General features: G+C 72.8%; 13 protein-coding genes. 8 read left to right on the top strand and 5 right to left on the bottom strand.

Annotated elements, in window-relative coordinates; genetic code table 11:
• Nucleotides 1-160: 160 nt before the first annotated feature.
• Nucleotides 161-4,000: an FtsK/SpoIIIE domain-containing protein gene (locus tag IC607_RS15695; protein ID WP_191788338.1), complete on the top strand. Its 3,840-nt coding sequence runs from the start codon at nt 161-163 to the stop codon at nt 3,998-4,000.
• A 6-nt stretch (nt 4,001-4,006) separates the two neighbouring features.
• On the opposite strand, the gene IC607_RS15690 is transcribed toward IC607_RS15695, so the two are convergent.
• The gene (locus IC607_RS15690) at nt 4,007-4,426 is read right to left on the bottom strand and encodes a hypothetical protein (protein WP_191788337.1); all 420 of its coding nucleotides are present in this window, start codon (nt 4,424-4,426) and stop codon (nt 4,007-4,009) included.
• A gap of 263 nt (nt 4,427-4,689) precedes the next feature.
• Between IC607_RS15690 and IC607_RS15685 the strand changes: the two genes are divergently transcribed.
• On the top strand, nt 4,690-4,938 hold the full coding sequence (locus IC607_RS15685; protein WP_191788336.1) for a WhiB family transcriptional regulator: 249 nt from the start codon (nt 4,690-4,692) through the stop codon (nt 4,936-4,938).
• 122 nt (nt 4,939-5,060) lie between these two features.
• Here IC607_RS15685 and IC607_RS15680 read toward each other — a convergent pair whose 3' ends face one another.
• Nucleotides 5,061-6,542 carry a PAS domain-containing sensor histidine kinase gene (locus tag IC607_RS15680; protein WP_191788335.1) on the bottom strand — a complete coding sequence of 494 codons (1,482 nt, stop codon included), beginning with the start codon at nt 6,540-6,542 and terminating at the stop codon, nt 5,061-5,063.
• A 113-nt stretch (nt 6,543-6,655) separates the two neighbouring features.
• Here IC607_RS15680 and IC607_RS15675 point away from each other — a divergent pair, with 113 nt between their 5' ends.
• The 6 genes from IC607_RS15675 to IC607_RS15650 all read left to right on the top strand — a co-directional run bounded on the left by IC607_RS15675 (nt 6,656) and on the right by IC607_RS15650 (nt 13,597).
• The gene (locus tag IC607_RS15675; protein ID WP_191788334.1) at nt 6,656-7,315 is read left to right on the top strand and encodes a DUF2505 domain-containing protein; all 660 of its coding nucleotides are present in this window, start codon (nt 6,656-6,658) and stop codon (nt 7,313-7,315) included.
• 277 nt (nt 7,316-7,592) lie between these two features.
• Nucleotides 7,593-8,915 carry an ABC transporter substrate-binding protein gene (locus IC607_RS15670; protein WP_370526309.1) on the top strand — a complete coding sequence of 441 codons (1,323 nt, stop codon included), beginning with the start codon at nt 7,593-7,595 and terminating at the stop codon, nt 8,913-8,915.
• A gap of 90 nt (nt 8,916-9,005) precedes the next feature.
• Nucleotides 9,006-10,016, top strand: a complete 1,011-nt coding sequence (locus IC607_RS15665; protein ID WP_191788332.1) for a carbohydrate ABC transporter permease — start codon at nt 9,006-9,008, stop codon at nt 10,014-10,016.
• A complete protein-coding gene (locus IC607_RS15660; protein ID WP_191788331.1) occupies nt 10,013-10,933 on the top strand; it encodes a carbohydrate ABC transporter permease in 921 nt (306 codons plus the stop codon). Before IC607_RS15665 ends, IC607_RS15660 begins: the two co-directional genes overlap by 4 nt.
• Before the next feature lie 209 nt (nt 10,934-11,142).
• Nucleotides 11,143-12,180, top strand: coding sequence for a LacI family DNA-binding transcriptional regulator (locus IC607_RS15655; protein WP_191788330.1), 1,038 nt, complete (start codon nt 11,143-11,145; stop codon nt 12,178-12,180).
• A gap of 136 nt (nt 12,181-12,316) precedes the next feature.
• Nucleotides 12,317-13,597, top strand: coding sequence for a Glu/Leu/Phe/Val dehydrogenase (locus IC607_RS15650; RefSeq protein WP_191788329.1), 1,281 nt, complete (start codon nt 12,317-12,319; stop codon nt 13,595-13,597).
• Nucleotides 13,598-13,666: 69 nt separating this feature from the next.
• On the opposite strand, the gene IC607_RS15645 is transcribed toward IC607_RS15650, so the two are convergent.
• From IC607_RS15645 to hemQ, 3 genes are all read right to left on the bottom strand, one after another.
• Nucleotides 13,667-16,753, bottom strand: coding sequence for a glycosyl hydrolase (locus tag IC607_RS15645; RefSeq protein ID WP_191788328.1), 3,087 nt, complete (start codon nt 16,751-16,753; stop codon nt 13,667-13,669).
• Nucleotides 16,754-16,990: 237 nt separating this feature from the next.
• Nucleotides 16,991-17,347, bottom strand: a complete 357-nt coding sequence (locus IC607_RS15640; RefSeq protein ID WP_191788327.1) for an META domain-containing protein — start codon at nt 17,345-17,347, stop codon at nt 16,991-16,993.
• A gap of 76 nt (nt 17,348-17,423) precedes the next feature.
• The gene (hemQ, locus tag IC607_RS15635; RefSeq protein ID WP_370526308.1) at nt 17,424-18,143 is read right to left on the bottom strand and encodes a hydrogen peroxide-dependent heme synthase; all 720 of its coding nucleotides are present in this window, start codon (nt 18,141-18,143) and stop codon (nt 17,424-17,426) included.
• Nucleotides 18,144-18,151: the final 8 nt, after the last annotated feature.

Below are 18,151 nucleotides of genomic sequence, written 5' to 3'. Positions count from 1 at the left end.
CGTGCCCGCAGGGGGGACACGCGACGGGCGGCTCTACGCCCCCACGAGGACGGCCCCCGGCGCCCGTCGACGTGACGCCGTGGCCCGTGGACGGACGTCGTGTCCCCGGATCGGCTCGGTGCTCCCGGGCGCGCTCGCGTCGGCCCGGCAGGGTCGTCGTGTGCGTCTGACCCTTGCACCCCACCCGACGACCCGCGCCGCGGACGGCATCGAGATCGACGTCGACCACGGCACCTCGGTCGGCGAGCTGAGGCCGCACCTCGCCCGGCTGACCGGCGACCGCCGGTGGGCCGGCGAACCGCTCGCCGTCCACGACCGGCTCGTCGCCGACAGCCACACTGCCGGCCATCCGCCCCTCGTGGCCGGCGCCGTGCTGCGGCTCGGCCGCGGCGAGCCCGACGCCGCGCTGGTCGCGGTGCGCGCGGCCCACCACGTCGCCGTGCTGTCCGGGCCGCGGACCGGCGAGCTCGTCGCCGTCGGCGCGGCGCCGACGACCATCGGCGGGCACGCCGTCCGGGACCGGGGCAACACGGTCGTCGTCGGACCGCGGACGCGCACGGGGCGATGGGCTGCCGGTCGATGGAGCTCGGACGGCTGGGGACCGGATCGATGGCGCCGGAGGCGGTGGCGCGTCGGGCACCGGCGCACGTGGGGTGACGTGACGTACGAGCTGCGCACGTCGACGGCGCAGCCCGAGCGCGAGCGGGACGCACACCCCGTGGCCTGGGTCGCTCCCCTGGCAGGCGCGGCCGCGCTCGCCCTCGTCGTCCGTCAGCCGGCCTTCCTGCTCGTCGCGCTGGCGGCGCCCGCGGCAGCCCTGCTGCCGCGAGTGACCAGCCGGCTGCGCGGGCGTCGGACGCCGGCCGGCCGAGCCCGACACGGGGCGAGGCTCCCCGCGGTCGAGCCGTGCGCCGACGCCGTCGAGGAGGTGCCTGACGTCGCGGCCGTCGTCGCGCGCTCCGCCGTCGCCGGCCTGCGCCTGGTCCCTCCCGCGCAGGTCTCGGCGCCGTGGGGCTCGGACGGCTCGCTCACGCTCGTCGGTCCCCGGGAGCTCACCGTCCCCCATGCCCGTTCTGTCGTGGTCGGGACCGTCGGGTCGCACGGCCGCGTCGACGTGATCGCCCTCGGCGCCCACGCGTCCGACTGGTCCTGGTGCGGTACGGAGAGCGCGGATCTGCGCCCCGACGACTCACCCACCCTCCTCGTCGTGGACGGTCCGACCGATCTCGCGCCCGTCGCCGCATGGCGTCGTTCGGCATCGAGCCGTCACCGGCTCCTGCTGCTCGTCGACTCCCTCGACGCCGTCCCGGCCTGGTGCCCCGCCTGGGCCGTCGTCGACGCCGACGCACCCGCGCTGGCCGTCGACGTCGCCGCACGGCAGGCACACCGGGCCGCGTGCCTGCGCGCCGCGCAACGCACGAACGCCGTGCCGGACGCCGTGGACCTCGGCACGTTGGATGTTCCCCGCGCGGATCCCGCCTCTCTGCTGGCCGCCTGGGCCGGCCCCGGGCGGTCGCCCCGGGCCCCGCTGGGGCGTGGGGCGGGCGAGGTCGTGGACCTCGACCTGCGCGACGGCCCCCACGTCCTGGTCGGCGGAACGACGGGGGCCGGCAAGTCGGAGCTGCTCGTCACCCTCGTCCTGGCTCAGGCGTTGCGCCAACCACCGCATCGGCTCGCCGTGCTGCTCATCGACTTCAAGGGGGGCACCGGCCTCGGGCCGGTGTCCGGCCTCCCTCACGTCGTCGACCACGTCACGGACCTCGACGCTGCCGCCGCCCGTCGCCTGCTCGTCGCGCTGCGGGCCGAGCTGCAACGGCGCGAGCGACTCCTGGTCCGCGCGCGTGTCCGCGACCTGGCGGAGCTCGACCCCGACGCACCGGGAACGCCGCCGCGCCTGCTCGTCGTCGTCGACGAGCTGCGCGCCCTGGTCGACGACGTCCCGGATGCCGGCCCGGCGCTCGCCCGGCTCGCGGCGCAGGGGCGCGCGCTCGGCATCCACCTGGTCCTCGCGACGCAGCGGCCCGCCGGGGCCGTCGGCGCAGAGCTGCGCGCCAACGTCGGGGTGCGCATCGCACTGCGGGTGCGCGACGAGGCCGATTCCGCCGACCTCGTCGACGCGCCGGACGCCGCGCACCTGCCCGCCGACAGACCCGGCCGCGCCGTCGTCCGCCGGGGCTCCGGCCCGCTGGTCCACGTGCAGATCGCGCGCGCCGGCGCCGCGGCCCGACAACCGCCCGTGCGACCCGCCGCCGGCGCGGGGCCGGGCGCACCAGCCGGTCCGACGAGCGGTCCGACGAGCGCTGCCGCCGACCCGTCCCCGGTCCGCTGGCGGGCGACGCCACCCCGGTCGCCCGGGCAGTTGGAGGACGTCACCGCGTGGGTCCGTGCAGCGGTGTCCGCCGCGGCCACGCTGCCCGAGCCGACCCCGTCGATCCCGTGGCTCCCGGCGCTGCCGGGCGCAGTCGGCGCGCACGAGCTCACCACCGAGGCAACCGTGGCGGACGGTGGGCTCGCGTTCGCACTCGGCGACGAACCGGACCGGCAGCGGCGCAGCGTTCGACGGTGGGTCCCTGACGACGGCCACCTGCTGATCGTCGGCGAGCGCCGCTCGGGGCGGTCGACCACGCTCGTGACCCTCGGCCTTGCTGCGCTCGAGGCCGGCCGGGAGGTCCACGCCATCGGCCTGCCCGACGAGGCCCGCCGGCGGCTGGCGCTTGCCACGAGCCCGACGCTCGGGACGTTCGTGGCGCCCGACCAGCCGCGGGTCGTCGCCCGGCTGCTCGAGATCCTGGCGTCCGGGCCGACGTCCGGCGCTCGGCCGGTCCTGCTCGTCGACGGGCTCGACGTGGTGCTCGACGTGCTCGCGGACATCGCGCGCGGTGCGGGCACACGACGCCTGAGCGACCTGTGGCGCGGGGGCACGCCTCCGGTCGCCCTCGCGGCGACGTGCGACGTGCGGCATGCGGCGGCCCACGTCGCCGCATTCACCGAGCGCCTGGTCCTCCCGGTTCCCGACGCGACCACCGACCTGCTTCTCGGCGTGCCCCGCGAGCTGAGCCTGCCGCGGACCACTCCCGGCCGCGCGGTCCACCTGCGCAGCGCCACCGCCACGCTGTGCCACGTCGCGCTGCCCTCCGACCAGCCCTCCGACCCGCGCCCCGACCTGGCCGCCGGGCCGCCAGCCGACGCCCCTGTGCCCCCTCCCACGTCGCGACGACCGCCCCGCCTGCGTCCGCTGCCGTCGCGGGTCGAGCGCCCGGACCACCTCCCCCGCGCCGACCGCCGGTTGCCGGTGGGTGCGGGCGGCGACGACGCGTCCGAGGTGTGCGTCGACCTGGACGACGGCCTGCTGGTGTGTGGGCCGGCCGGTTCGGGCCGGACGACGGCCCTGCTCTCGCTCGCGCACGCCGCCGCCGCGGCTGGCCGCCGCGTGCTCGTCGCGGGTGCGTCGGGGCCTGCGTCGGTGGACGAGTACGGCCCATCGCCGGTCGATGCGCCGGTCGATGCGCCGGTCGATGCGCCGGTCGGTGCGCCGGTCGATCCAGCCTTCGATCCAGCCGTCGGTCCGCCTGTCGACGCGCCCGGCGCGTTCGTCGGGCTCGAGACGTGGCCACCGGCGGCTCCGGGAGCGGGAGGCGTCGCCCCGGTCGTCGTCGTCGACGACCTCGACGACCTCGAGCGGCGCGACCCCGACCTCGCGGAACGTCTGCTGGACGCCGCCACCAGCGGCCGGGCGACGCTGCTCGCTGCGGCCGGGGCGACGGCGGCGACGACGGCGTTCCGCGGGCTGCTGCCCTGGCTGCTGCGCCGGCGGTCGATGCTGGTCCTCGACCCGGGCGACCCGACCTGCGGCCAGCTGATCGGCCCCGAGGCGCCATGGCTCACCGACCCTGGGCGGACACCCGGTCGTGGCGTCCTCGTCGTGGGTCGCCGGTGCCTGCCGGTGCAGGTCTACGACTCGCCGGCACCGTCTCGCGAGGCGCCCGACGCCACGCGGTGAGGGCCGTCAGCGCGAGGATCCGGCTGCGTCGGCCGCGCCCCCGTCGGACGGCCCGCCGGTGAAAGCGACGACGGGCGGCGTGAGCAGGCCGACACCCGTGGCGACGCCCCAGACGATCGCCCCGACGGACCACGGCGTCCCACCGACGCTCATCCAGCCGAGCGCCATGAGGACCAGGAAGATCTGCACGGTGAGCAGCAGCGACCGCCCCCACCGCCTGCCACGCAGCACCGCCCGGACAGCCGAGACCAGCAGCCACGCCAGTCCCGCGCAGCACACGACCAGGAAGACGACGGCACCGGGGATCTCCGTACCACCTCGCGCGAGGTCGACGAGCCACGCGACGCCCAGCGCCGCGACGGCGACGGCCTCGCCAAGCACGAGGGCGCAGACGACGAGCAGCACGGCGGGGCGACGGGGTTCCACGGGTCGAGCCTAGGCCGCCCGGGCACCGCACCCGTGCGCGCACGGCGGGCTCGATCTGGACGTTTGACCAGGTGCGTTGCTCAGGGGGCGCACAGATGTGACCAATACCTCACCCGTGATCAAGTCGAAACCTGTTCGTAACCCCTTGTGCGCCGCGCGTTGGGATGTGACTCTAGATGAAGCACGTCCCCCCACCCCTATTACCACGACTTGGCGCGCGCCCTGACCACGGGCGCCCCGTCGTGCGCCCAAGGAGAGCAAACATGGATTGGCGCCACCGCGCAGCGTGTCTCGACGAGGACCCCGAGCTGTTCTTCCCGATCGGGAACACGGGCCCGGCCCTGCAGCAGATCGACGAGGCGAAGGCCGTCTGCCGCCGCTGCCCCGTCGTCGACACCTGCCTCAAGTGGGCCATCGAGACCGGCCAGGACGCGGGCGTCTGGGGCGGCCTGTCCGAGGACGAGCGCCGCGCGCTCAAGCGCCGCACGGCCCGTCAGCGCCGCGCCGGCTGACTCCTCCCGCGGTCGCGCGGCCTCGCCGCCGCGCACAGCTCGCACGCCTGCGAAGGGCCGGTCCTCGTGACCGGCCCTTCGCGCGTCCCGGACGCATCAGGCCGGGCGTCTCGAGCCGGGCGTCACAAGCCGGGTGCGTCACGCCCCGACCGCAGGTTGGCCACGAGGTGGACGGACGTCCCACCACCCTCGCGCGGCCCCCACTCGATGCTCCCGTGCAGCTCGTTGGTCACCAGGGTCGAGACGATCTGCGTCCCGAGCCCCGTTCCCGCGCCCCGGTCGGCCGGCAGGCCCGCGCCGTCGTCGGCCACCTCCACCTGCAGGTGCTCGCCGTCGCGCTGCACGACGATGTCGACCGTGCCCGACTCACGCCCGTCCAGGCCGTGCTCCACCGCGTTCGTCACGAGCTCGGTCAGCACCAGGGCGAGCGCCGTGGCGTCGTCGGCCGGCACCGACCCGAACGTGCCGTGCACCGTGGTGCGCACGTGGGTGGTCGCGGACGCGACGTCGGCCGCGAGCCGCAGGCTGCGCCCGACGAGGTCGTCGAACGGCACCGACTCGTCGATGGTCTGCGACAACGAGTCGTGGACGAGGGCGATCGTCGCGACGCGGCGCATCGCCTCGGCCAGCGCGTCGCGCGCCTCGGGCGACGCCATCCGGCGCGACTGCAGGCGCAGCAGCGCGGCGACGGTCTGCAGGTTGTTCTTCACGCGGTGGTGGATCTCGCGGATCGTCGCGTCCTTGGTGATGAGCTCGCGCTCCCGGCGTCGCAGCTCGGAGACGTCGCGGCACAGCAGCACGGCACCCAGGCGGTGACCCATCTCCATGAGCGGGACGGCACGCAGGGACAGCGCTACGCCGCGCGCCTCCACGTCCGTCCGCCACGGCGCACGCCCCATGAGGACCAGGGGCATCGACTCGTCGACCGTCGCGTGCTGCTCGATCAGGTCGGCCGTCACCTCGACGAGCGAACGCCCCACCAGGTCGCCCAGGGCGCCGAGCCGGTGGAAGCAGGACAGGGCGTTCGGGCTCGCGTAGAGCACCTCGCCCTCGGAGTTGAGCCGCACGAGGCCGTCGCCCACGCGGGGCGCGCCGCGCCGCGGGCCCGTCGGTGCGTCGGGGGCGGGGTACTCGCCCCGCGCGATCATGGCGAAGATGTCGTCGGCCGACTCCACGTAGTTGAGCTCGAGCCGGCTGGGCGTGCGAGTTCCGCCGAGGTTCGTCTGGCGCGCGACCACGGCGATAGGACGCCCCTTGCGCACGACGGGGACCGCCTCCTCGCGCACCGCGTAGGCCCCGAACCAGCGCGGCTCGCGCGACCGCTGCGAGACGCTCTCGTCGAGCGCACGTTGGAGCTGCGGGCGCTGCCCCTCAGGTGCGTACGACCCGACGATGTCGTCGTAGTGCACGGTGGCGCCGGTCGAGGGACGTGCCTGCGCGACGGCCACGAAGTCGCCGTCGTCGGTCGGCAGCCACAGCACCAGGTCGGCGAACGCGAGGTCTGACGCGACCTGCCAGTCGCCGACCAGCAGGTGCAGCCACTCCAGGTCGGCCGGTTCGAGCGTGGTCGCGTGACGCGCGACGAGGTCGCTGAGGGTGGGCACCAGCCCAGGGTAGGCGGTCCGCGACGGCCTCCGGCATGCGCGGCTGGCGGGTGCCGCTAGCCTCGAAGACCCGACGTGGCATCTCGCCGCGCCCGCCGCTGCCCTGGGGACACATGCGCCTGCACCTGCGCCTCGACCTGGCGACCGACCCGCGCACCGCGGCGCGCCTGCTCGCCGATCCCGCGTTCATGCTCGAGACGATCGAAGCGGCGGGAGGCGTGGACGGTCACGTCGACGTCACCGGAAACCCCGACGACTCCTTCACCGTCACGACGCGTCGCTCGCTGGCGGCTGGCCAGATCCCGGCCCACCTGAGAGGGTTCGTCGGGACCCGCATCGACGTGCGCCAGGTGGACGCGTGGGAGACCCCCGGGCCGGGCGACGAGCGTGCCGGGACCGTCGCCATCGACATCGCCGGCGCACCCGTGCGATTTACGGGCCGCACCCGCCTGTGGCAGAGCGCGCCGGGTACGACGAGCGTGGAGTACGACGGCGACCTGCGCGCGGCGGTCCCGCTGTTCGGTGCGGCCGTGGAGGGCGCCGCGGCGGGTGCGATCCGCGACGCGACCACGGTCGTCGGTCGGGTCGCGGCCGACCGGCTGCGGGGGAGGTCGGAGAGGACGCTCGCGCCGGACGACGGCCCGGTCCCCGCGGCGGGCACGGCTGTCGACTCCGCCTCCGGCGATGATCAGGACAACACCGGGCAGATCGCCGGCGGTCGGTCCGGCGAGCCACCGAAAACCGGTGGAGACGGCACGGTCACCGCGCCGTAACAATTCGATAACGCGCTCGAGCGCCGGCAAGCCCCTGACCTGCGCAAACGTCGGTGTGGGATCGCTACCACACCGTAACCGGCGCTCGACATCCTTGACACCCCCACCGCAGGGGGGCGACAGTTCCTCCCAGCGCGTGGGAACGCTCCCGCAACTGCGGAGGGGAACGCTCCCACGCCGGGTCCTCCGGCCCGTGCCAACGGCCCGTCATGGCAGACGGTCACCGGGGGCGAAGTCCGTACGGCGAAGCCGCCGTCCGATCGACAAGGGAGTCATAGTGCGCAAGACCACCCGCAAGTTCCTGGCCGTCACGGCCAGCGTCGCGAGCATCGCCCTGCTCGCAACCGCCTGCTCGTCGGACAGCGGCGACGGCGACGCCACGCCCTCGAAGGGCACCTCGGAGTCGGCCTCCGCCAACACCGAGCCCGTCACCCTGAAGGTCGCGACCTTCAACGAGTTCGGCTTCGCTGACCTGTACAAGGAGTACATGCAGCTGCACCCGAACGTGACGATCGTCGACGACAAGGCCGACACGTCGGACAACGCTCGCGCCGCCGTCACCAACTCGATCGCCTCCAACACGGTCGTCGACGACATCGTCGCCGCCGACGGTGACTGGATGCCCGAGCTCCTCGCCTCCGACGCCTTCTTCGCGGACCTGGGTTCGGACTCGGTCAAGGACCGCTGGCCCGAGTGGAAGACCAAGATGGCCACCACGGCCGACGGCAAGCTCATCGGCTACGGCACGGACTCGGGCCCCGAGGCCATCTGCTACCGCAAGGACCTGTTCGAGAAGGCCGGCCTGCCGACCGACCGCGACGAGGTCGCCAAGGCGATCGGCGACTCGTGGGACAGCTACTTCGACCTGGGCAAGAAGTTCATGGACGCCAAGACCGGCGCCGCCTGGTTCGACTCCATCGGTGCCCTCTCCCAGGGCATGGTGAACCAGCAGGAGGCCCCGTTCGAGGACCCCAGCACCGACGAGATCACCGCGACCGGTGACAACTCGGTCATCAAGCCCATCTACGACAAGCTCACCAGCGACGAGGTCCTGGCGCAGTCCGCGCACCTCGGCCAGTGGTCGCCTGACTGGAGCGCCGCGTTCAAGAAGGACCAGTTCGCGACCATGCTCTGCCCGCCGTGGATGACGCAGATCATCGCCGGCAACGCGCCTGACCAGAAGAACTGGGACATCGCGCCCGTCATGCCCGGTGGCTCCAGCAACTGGGGTGGCTCGTACCTCCTGGTCCCGTCCGGTGGCAAGAACGTCGACGCCGCCAAGGCGCTGGCCGACTGGCTGACCGACCCGGCCCAGGCCGCGAAGATCTTCGTCAAGTACGGCAACTTCCCGAGCCAGACTGCCGCCACGACCGACGCACAGGTCACGGGCAAGACGGACGCCTACTTCGGTGGCGCCCCGTCCGGCAAGATCTTCTCGGACCGCTTCGCCGCCGTCTCGAAGCAGCCGTACCGCGGCACGCACTACTTCCCGATCAACGCCGCCCTGGGCGACGCCTACACGCGAGTCGACGTCAACAAGACCGATGACTCCGCCTCGTCGTGGAAGAAGTTCGTGAAGGCCGTCGACGACCTGAGCTGACGCTAGCTTGAGCACTCGGGGGTCGGGACACCGTCCCGACCCCCGAGTGTGCGTCACCCGCACCGCCCGATCCATCCGCGAAGGACATTCATGACCAGCACCGGTACCCCGCAGCTCGCGGGGCCCACGTCCGACGACGAGAGGGTCCGGCAGCAGCGTCGCGTCGGCTTCTCCCAAAGGCTCGGGCGCTGGGACGTCAAGGTTTCTCCGTACCTCTACATCTCGCCCTTCTTCATCCTCTTCATCGTCGTCGGTCTGTTTCCGCTGCTGTACACGGGCTACGTCTCGTTCCACAAGTGGGACCTGCTGACCGGCAAGGGCGACTCCGTCGGCTTCGAGAACTTCGACTGGGTCCTGCACTCGGACATGTTCTGGAAGTCGGTCCGCAACACCTTCAGCATCTTCCTGCTGAGTTCCGTGCCCCAGGTGATCATCGCCCTGGTGCTCGCCGCGATCCTCGACGCGAACCTGCGCGCCAAGACCTTCTGGCGGATGGGCGTCCTGGTCCCCTACGTCGTCGCCCCGGTCGCCGTCAGCCTCATCTTCGGCCAGCTCTTCGCCGACCAGTCCGGCACGATCAACGCGATCCTCGCCAAGGTCGGCATCGACCCGATCCTGTGGCACTCGCACGTGCTGCCCAGCCACATCGCGATCGCCACGATGGTCAACTTCCGCTGGACCGGCTACAACACGCTGATCTTCCTCGCCGCCATGCAGGCCATCCCGCGTGACCTGTACGAGGCCGCGCTGATCGACGGTGCCAAGCGCGTGCGCCAGTTCTTCTCGATCACCATCCCGATGCTGCGCCCGACGATGATCTTCATCGTCGTGACGTCGACCATCGGCGGCCTGCAGATCTTCGACGAGCCGCGCATGTTCGACCAGGCCGGCCGCGGTGGCGCCGACCAGCAGTACCTCACCGTGACCAACCTGATCTACCAGCTCGGCTGGACCAACCGGAACTTCGGGCGCGCCTCGGCCGTCGCCTGGATCCTGTTCCTGATGATCCTGGTCATCTCGCTGATCAACTACCTGCTGTCCCGCCGCATCTCTTCGGATGAGACGGCCGGCGCCAAGAAGCGAAAGAAGGTCCGCGCATGAGCGCCCCGTCCGTCGCCGCGATCGAGCAGTTCGCGGGCAAGGGCGCCGCACGTACCGCGGCGCGCAAGCGCAACCGGGACTACGGCAGCGGTTCAGAGCGGCGTCCCCGCTGGCTCACGTACACGCTGCTGACGGTCGCGCTGATCATCTCGTTCTACCCGCTGTACTACGCCTTCCTGCTGGCGTCGTCGACGGCCGACGACATCGCGCGGCACCCGATCCCGTCCCTCATCCCGGGCTCGCACCTGTTCGACAACATCAAGAAGGTTTTCGACGCCGACATCGGCTTCTGGCACGCGGTCGAGAACTCGGTCATCGTCGCCGTCGTCACGTCGGTCTCGGTCGTGCTGTTCTCGACGCTCGCCGGCTTCGCGTTCGCCAAGCTCCGCTTCAAGGGCCGCGGCCCCCTGCTGGTCTTCGTCATCGCCACCACGGCCGTGCCGACCCAGCTGGGCGTCATCCCGCTGTTCATGGTCATGAAGCAGCTGGGCTGGGTCGGCCAGCTCCAGGCCGTCATCGTGCCCGGCCTGGTCACCGCGTTCGGCGTGTTCTGGATGACCCAGTACCTCGAGAGCGCCCTGCCCTACGAGCTCATCGAGGCGGCCCGCGTCGACGGAGCGTCGATGTTCCGCACGTTCTGGAGCATCGCCCTTCCGGCGGCCCGCCCCGCCGCCACGATGCTCGGCCTGTTCACGTTCGTCACCTCGTGGACGAACTTCTTCTGGCCGTTCATCATCCTCAGCGGTGACAACGTGACCCTCCCGGTCGCGCTGATGCGCCTTCAGGCCACGTTCTTCAAGGACATGTCGCTGATCATGGCGGGCGTCGTCCTGTCCGTGATCCCGCTGCTGGTGCTCTTCGTCATCGCAGGCCGCCAGCTCGTCGCCGGCATCATGCAGGGCGCCGTCAAGGGCTGATCGCCGCTCCAGGACCCCCGGTGCGCAACGCACTGCTGCGCACCGGGGTCCGGCCACCGCGCTCGGGTGCGCGGACCACGCTCCACCGTGTCGGGATCCACCGCCGGATCCTCGACGTCGCACCACCCCGCGGGCCGGCTCACGCCGGCCCATCACCCCACCTCTGCAAGGACGCAGCTGCCCACCCGCAGCACGGAAGGGATGCCCCGGTGAACACCACGTTCCGCCCCGAGGAGGCGCCCTCCGACGCGCCGACGCTCGAGCAGGTCGCCGAGCTGGCCGGGGTCTCGCGCTCCACCGCGTCGCGGGCCATCAACGGCGGTCTGCGCGTCTCACCCGAGGCGCAGGCGTCGGTCGACGCCGCCGTCGCCGAGCTCGGCTACATCCCCAACCGGGCCGCGCGCTCGCTGGTCACCAAGCGCACCGACTCGATCGCGCTGGTGGTGCCCGAGCCCGACGAGCGCGTGCTGTCCGACCCCTTCTTCGCGGGCACCCTCAACGGCCTGAGCTCGTCGTTGTCCGACTCGGACATCCAGGTGGTGCTCGTCATCGCGCGCCCCGGCGAGGCCGAGCGCACGCTGCGATACCTGCGCAACGGGCACGTCGACGGCGCCGTCGTCGTCTCGCACCACCGCGCCGACGACCTCGACACCGCGCTCCTGTCGTCGCGGGTCCCCAACGTCTTCGTCGGCCGGCCGCTGTCCGCCGACATCACCGACGTGAACTACGTCGACACCGACAACGTCGCCGGCGGCGCGCTCGCCACGAACGCGCTGATCGAGCGCGGCTGCCGGCGCATCGCCACGATCGCCGGCCCGGAGGACATGTCCGCCGGCATCGACCGCCTCCTGGGCTGGCGGGCAGCGCTGAACGCCGCCGGCATGACCGACGACGCCGTCCTGTACGGCGACTTCACGATCGCGTCGGGCGCCGCAGCCACGCGCGAGCTGCTCGCACGCTACCCGGACATCGACGGCATCTTCGTCGCCTCCGACCTCATGGCCGCAGGTGCGCTCGGAGTGCTCTCGGAGGCGGGCAAGGACGTCCCCGGCGAGATCGCGATCGTCGGCTACGACAACATCGGCGTCTCGGCGTCCACGAGCCCGCCCCTGACGACCGTCGTGCAGCCCGTCGCCGCGATGGCCCGCGCCGCCGGCGGCCGCCTCCTGGGTCAGCTCCAGGGCCTGCCGATGCCGACCGAGCCGCTGATCTTCGCGCCCGAGCTCGTCAGGCGCGCCTCCGCCTGACCTCCGCGGCCCCCTTCCGCGCGCCGCGTGTCGGCCTTCGCTCCGCTCTGGTGGCAGGGTGGAGGTGCGCGGTGCGGAGCTCCCGGTCGGCGACGATGCCGGCCATCCGCACCGGTGGCACACCGGAAGGACACCCATGCCTGACGAGCGCACCAGCGTCACCACCCCCGACGCTGCTCCCTCTCCCCTGCTGACCGCGCACGCACAGCTCGCGTCGGCCGTCGAGATCCTCGGCTACGACGACGGGCTGCACCGCATGCTCGCGACGCCGCGCCGCGAGATGAACGTGGCGATCCCACTGCGCCGCGACGACGGCTCGATCGAGCTGTTCAGCGGCTATCGCGTCCAGCACAACATCTCCCGCGGGCCGGGCAAGGGCGGCCTGCGGTACTCGTCGTCCGTGGACGTCGACGAGGTCCGCGCCCTGGCCATGTGGATGACGTGGAAGTGCGCCGTCGTCGACGTGCCGTACGGCGGCGCCAAGGGCGGCGTGACGATCGACCCCACGCGGTACAGCACCGCCGAGCTCGAGCGTGTCACGCGGCGGTACACCTCGGAGATCTCGCCGATCATCGGTCCGGAGCGGGACATCATGGCGCCCGACATCGGCACGAACGAGCAGACGATGGCCTGGGTCATGGACACCTACTCCGTCAACCGCGGCTACACGATCGCCGCCGTCACGACCGGCAAGCCGCTGGCCGTCGGCGGTTCGCTGGGCCGCGCGACGGCCACGTCGCAGGGTGTCGTGCACGCGGCAGCCGCCGCGCTGGCCGACGCCGGGGTCCGGCTCGACGAGGTGTCGGCCGCTGTGCAGGGCTTCGGGAAGGTGGGCTCGCACGCCGCGCGCCTGCTGCACGAGGCGGGGACCAAGGTGGTCGCGGTCAGCGACGAGCACGGCGGCGTCCACGCGCCGGACGGTCTCGACGTCGTCGCCCTGCTCGCCCACGTCGCCGACGGCGGCACCGTCGGCGAGTTCGAGGGCGGGCAGGCCATCAGCAACACCGAGCTGCTGGCGCTCGACGTCGACGTCCTGGTCCCGGCGGCCGTCGAGGGCGTGCTGGACGCGGACAGCGCCGCGCGCGTGAAGGCGCGCTGGGTCGTCGAGGGAGCCAACGGCCCGACGACGACCGAGGGCGACCGGGTGCTGGCCGAGCGCGGTGTCGTCGTCGTCCCGGACATCCTGGCCAACGCCGGCGGCGTGATCGTCTCCTACTTCGAGTGGGTCCAGGCCAACCAGGCGTACTGGTGGACGGAGCAGGAGATCGCCGAGCGGCTCGAGCAGCGGATGGCCGCGTCGTACGGCGCCGTCTCGAGCCTGTCGCGGCGCGAGTCGCTCAGCCTGCGCGACGCCGCCCTGGTGATCGGCGTCCGACGCGTGGCCGAGGCGCACCAGATCCGCGGCCTCTACCCCTGACCCCCACCCGGAGCGTCCGAGCATCTGGTCGCTATTGCGCGCAGATGCTCGGACGTTACGGGTTGTGACTCAGCGCAGGGGGACGTGGATCACCGACGTGGCGGCGTCGAGCGTCGTCGGCTGCGAACCGATCGCGTTCCACACCGCTACCCGGATCGTGCCGCCCTTCAGCGCGGCCAGCGCCCCTTGCTCGCGCACCAGGCCGGCGGCCTGCGTGTAGTGCTCGTCGCCCGGCACCGGGTCGGTGGCGAAGTACCGGTAGAGCTCGACGCGGTCGAACGTGCCGTCGCCGGTCAGGTCGTACTGCACCGAGACCCTCGTGCCGCTGCCCACGCCCGTGCCGGCGTCCACCGCGAGGTCGAACGCCGTGGAGCCGCCCGTCGGCGCCGCGTTCACGCCTCGCAGCACGTACACGCGCGCGTCCGCCGGCTCCTGCAGGTCGTCGCCCAGGCCCGACGAGCGGGGCACGGTGATCCGGCCCGACGACGGAGCCGTCGACGTCAGCGCGCCCGACGCGCCAAGGTACAGGCTCGCGAGCGACGCGGGGGCCGTCGCGGTGGGTGTCGGGGTGGGCGACGAGGTCGGCTTCGGCGTGGGAGTCGGGGTGGGAGTCGGCGTGGGCGTGGGCGACGCCGTCGGCGTCGCGGTAGGTGTCGGTGTCGGAGTCGGCGAGGCGGTCGGCGTGGGAGTCGTCCCGCCGTTCGTCGGGCCACCCGACGCGCTGCCGCCGGACCACGTCTGTGCACCGACGGCCACGGTGCGCCCGGCTGGCACGGCCACGGACCGCCCGTCGCTGAAGGTCACCGTGATGGGTTTGTCGTTGACGTTCGCCGCGACGTAGGTCCGCTTGCCGTTGCGCACGAAGACCGCGGCGAGCGGGTGGTCGGCGTGCACGGAGCTGTCCAGCACACCGAGCGTCGCGAGGTTGTCGATCCAGTGGAACGTGTGTGCGCGGGTCTCACCCTCCTCGACCGCGTACCCGGGCTGGGCGTTCAGCTTGGCGAGGGCGGCCGTCGGGTCCCCGAGCGCGAGGTAGCTCCACAGGATGTCCTGCCAGACGGTCGGCTCACCGCCGTTGGCGGTCACGAGCTCGGCGTAGTTGGAGCGCACGTCGTCGGGCCGCAGCCCCAGGTACAGGTGCGCACCGGTGATGGGCAGGGTGTTGATCCCCTGGATCATCTCGGGCTCGCCGCTGAACCACGTGGCGTAGGCGCCGCCGTCGCCCCAGATCATGCCGACCGTCGAGTGCCCGAAGCCGGCCGGGATCGCGCCGGAGCCGTCGTACCAGTAGTCCTGGATCGCTGCGGCCTGCGTCGCGTACAGGTAGGCCCCCGCGTCGCGAGCGGCCGTGTCGCCGGTCGCCTGGCCCCACTGCAGCAGCGCGCCCGCGTAGTTCATGCCCTCCGAGCTGGACTCCTGGTTGTTGCCGGCGGCGAAGCCCCCGTGCCCCGAGGCCCAGTCGTGCCCCGCGTAGACGTCGAAGTCGCGCAGGTACGGGAACAGCGGGTCGTCGCGCACGTAGCCGTTGGCGTCCCGGATCAGCATCTTCACCATGCCGCCGTACTTCGTGGCCCACGTCGGGTCGAACCGGGCCAGGGTCGCGGCGGCCGCCACGAAGTAGCCGTAGTGGAAGTGGTGGTCGTTGAGGTCGGTGTCGGACCCATAGGAGGCGGGGTAGCCGATGAGCGTCCCCCACTGGCTGTCATAGGCGAACACCTGCGCCGTCTTGCCGGGCGTCGCGGTGAACCAGTCGGTCAGCGAGGCACGCACCCCGGCGAGCAGCTGGTCACGCAGGTCCGTGCGGCCCAGCTGGTCGGCGATCTCCGCGAGCCGCGTGGCCTTGCCCAGCGCCTTGCCTGTCCAGTACGTGTCGGTGGCCGGGATCGGCAGCGCCTCGGCTGTCGCCTGCTCGAGCAGCCCGACCAGACGCGTCTTGTCGGCGCCGCTCCCGGTCGCCACAGCGGGGACCTCTGGCAGCACGCCCGTGAAAGGTGTCGCGGTCGTGAACGCCCGCACGCCCGTGTAGGCGGTCATCGCACCGCGCGGGGAGACGTAGGTCTGCGCGACCTTCGTGCCGCCGGTCGCCGTCACGTACTGCTGCTGGTGCGGGTACAGGGCGACGATGGTGCCCCGGTCCGTCCCCTGCCGGGCCGTGGTGGTCAGCGAGTAGGTCGTGCGCACCACGGACGCCGTCTGGTCGTACGCGTAGGTGGCCTTCGTGCCCGTGACCTCGTCGAACGCGTACGGGAGGTAGGCCTGTGCGGCCGCCTTGCGGTCGGCGTCGGTGGCCGACGACGACGTCGGCAACGCCGCCACGGCGAGGAAGCCGGAGCCGTTCAGCGCCGACGTCGCGCTCGTCCCTGTCGTCGCCCATGTGCTGCCCGTGGGTGCGTAGGCCGCGTAGTCGTGCCCGCCGGCCGTGAACCCGATCGAACCGCCGTCGCGCCACCAGACCGTCAGCGCGTCGGCGGTCAGGACCGCATCGCCACCCGTCAGGTGGTACCAGCTGATCGGCAGCCCGTGCCCGATCGTCGCGCGCAGGCTCTTGCTGCCCGACTCCCAGGCGGGCGTGACCGTCCAGTCGCTCCAGCCCGCCACCTTCACGACGGGCGCGTCGAGCCCGCTCACACTCACCAGCACGTCCTGGGAGTACGGGTAGTGGAACTCCCCGATGCCGCCCGACGTGCCGCTCAGCTCTGCCGTGCGCGGCGTAGACAGGCCCAGGCCCTGCGGCGTGGGCTGGTAGGCGACCGGGTGCGCGTACAGCGGTGCGCTGGTGCGGCACTCCCACTTCTTGAACAGCAGCGACGACCACCAGTCGTTGGTGGGCAGCGGCCCGCTCGGCGCATCGGCGGTCAGCGCCGAGCGCGGGTCGGCCACCATCGCGTCGCAGCCCTCCGGCGTCGCGCCGGCGGGCGTCCCCAGGTAGCTGCCGCTGCCGACCGTGTTGACGCCCGGATCGACCGCCTGGCTCGTCGCCGCGCCCGACGGACCGGCGAGGACGACGACGAGCGCAGCGGCCGCCACTCCCGCGAGCACCGACCGGGCCCGGCGCCGCCGGCCGGGCGGTGGCCCGTCCGCGGCGGTCGTGCCGCGGACGACGGTGGCACCGCCGGCCGTGGCAGGTGGGATCGGTCGGGTGGAATCTGATGACATCGTGGCAGTCCCCGTCCTTCGGTGGCCGTCCGCACCGTGTGCCCCCCTGCACACCGGGTCGGACGATCCCGACGAGCGCGCCGTTGCGCTCGTCCAGGGAGTGCTCGGCCCGATCGGTCCCCGTCGGCTGACGGGCCACTAGGAGCGCTCCCAAGAACTAGAGCATCACTCTTCCGGGGAAACTGCAACCGCTTCCAGTTTCCCGAGGCGCACGACCGTGCGCGACAGCCACCCGCGTCAGAACTCAGCCAGGGCGCGGGTCAACGTCACGCTGCCCGTCGGCCCCACGAGGCCCAGCCGGCCCGGCGCGTCCCGATCCGCCGGGTCGACGTCCAGGGGCCCGGCCAGGGTCGCCAGGACGGCGGCCTCGACGCGCATCGCGTCGTCCGGCCCCGCCATCATCGTGGACGCCATCGGGCCGAACGTGACCGTCTCCCCCTCGACGACGAACGTGCCGCGCACGCGGTTCACGCCGCTCATGCCGTAGACCTGGCCGTCGCCGTCGAACGTGAGCCACGGCTGGTGCGCCGCATCCTGCGGGATGTCCGCACCACTCACCGCAGTCACGCTCCAGGTCCCGACGAGGCTGTGCATCGTCCGATCATGGCACCATGCCGCGCTCGCGACAGCACGGATACGAGTCGAGCCCGGACCGAGAGCCCCTGGCGCCTCAGCCGCGGGGCTGCTTGTCCGCCCACCGGGCCAGCTCGACGCGCGGGCCCGTGTAGAAGGGGACCTCCTCGCGCACGTGCAGGCGAGCGTCCGTGGCGCGCAGGTCCCGCATGAGGTCGACGATGCGGTGCAGCTCCGGGGCCTCGAACGCCAGGATCCACTCGTAGTCGCCCAGCGCGAAGGCGGACACCGTGTTGGCGCGGACGTCGGCGTAGTCACGGGCGGCGTGACCGTGCTCGACGAGCATCCGGCGCCGGTCGTCGGCGGGCAGGACGTACCAGTCGTAGGACCGCACGAACGGGTAGACGCAGACGTAGTCGCCGGCGTCCTCCCCCGCGAGGAAGGCCGGCACGTGCGCGCGGTTGAACTCCGCGGCGCGGTGCAGCCCGACCACGGACCACACGGGCAGCAGGTAACGCCCCAGCGCGCTGGCGCGCAGCCGCTGGTAGGCGCCCTGCACCTCCTCGACGGTCTCCGCGTGCCACCAGACCATGAGGTCGGCGTCGGCACGCAGGCCCGCGACGTCGTACCAGCCGCGTACCACCAGCCCGTCCTGCTCGACCGCGCGCAGGGCCTCGGAGATGAGCTGACCGCGCTCGTCGTCGTCCTCGGGCAGGACGTCCTCGAGCGAGAAGACGGTCCACATGGTGTAGCGGATGGTGGCGTGCAGTGCCTCGACTGCCTCGACTGCCTCGACGTCGGCGGCGTGCTCGGTCACGGGTCGTT

It is taken from the genome of Cellulomonas sp. JH27-2, from assembly GCF_014837175.1.
In the GTDB taxonomy this organism is placed as follows: domain Bacteria; phylum Actinomycetota; class Actinomycetes; order Actinomycetales; family Cellulomonadaceae; genus Cellulomonas.
This window is presented reverse-complemented; position numbering and strand designations above follow the sequence as displayed.

Excerpts from the sequence above, each read along its gene's own strand:
- IC607_RS15660 (WP_191788331.1), top strand. The coding sequence starts at position 10,013 with ATGAGCGCCCCGTCCGTCGCCGCGATCGAGCAGTTCGCGGGCAAGGGC.
- IC607_RS15665 (WP_191788332.1), top strand. The coding sequence starts at position 9,006 with ATGACCAGCACCGGTACCCCGCAGCTCGCGGGGCCCACGTCCGACGAC.
- IC607_RS15685 (WP_191788336.1), top strand. The coding sequence starts at position 4,690 with ATGGATTGGCGCCACCGCGCAGCGTGTCTCGACGAGGACCCCGAGCTG.
- IC607_RS15675 (WP_191788334.1), top strand. The coding sequence starts at position 6,656 with ATGCGCCTGCACCTGCGCCTCGACCTGGCGACCGACCCGCGCACCGCG.
- IC607_RS15640 (WP_191788327.1), bottom strand. The coding sequence starts at position 17,347 with ATGCACAGCCTCGTCGGGACCTGGAGCGTGACTGCGGTGAGTGGTGCG.
- IC607_RS15645 (WP_191788328.1), bottom strand. The coding sequence starts at position 16,753 with ATGTCATCAGATTCCACCCGACCGATCCCACCTGCCACGGCCGGCGGT.
- IC607_RS15650 (WP_191788329.1), top strand. The coding sequence starts at position 12,317 with ATGCCTGACGAGCGCACCAGCGTCACCACCCCCGACGCTGCTCCCTCT.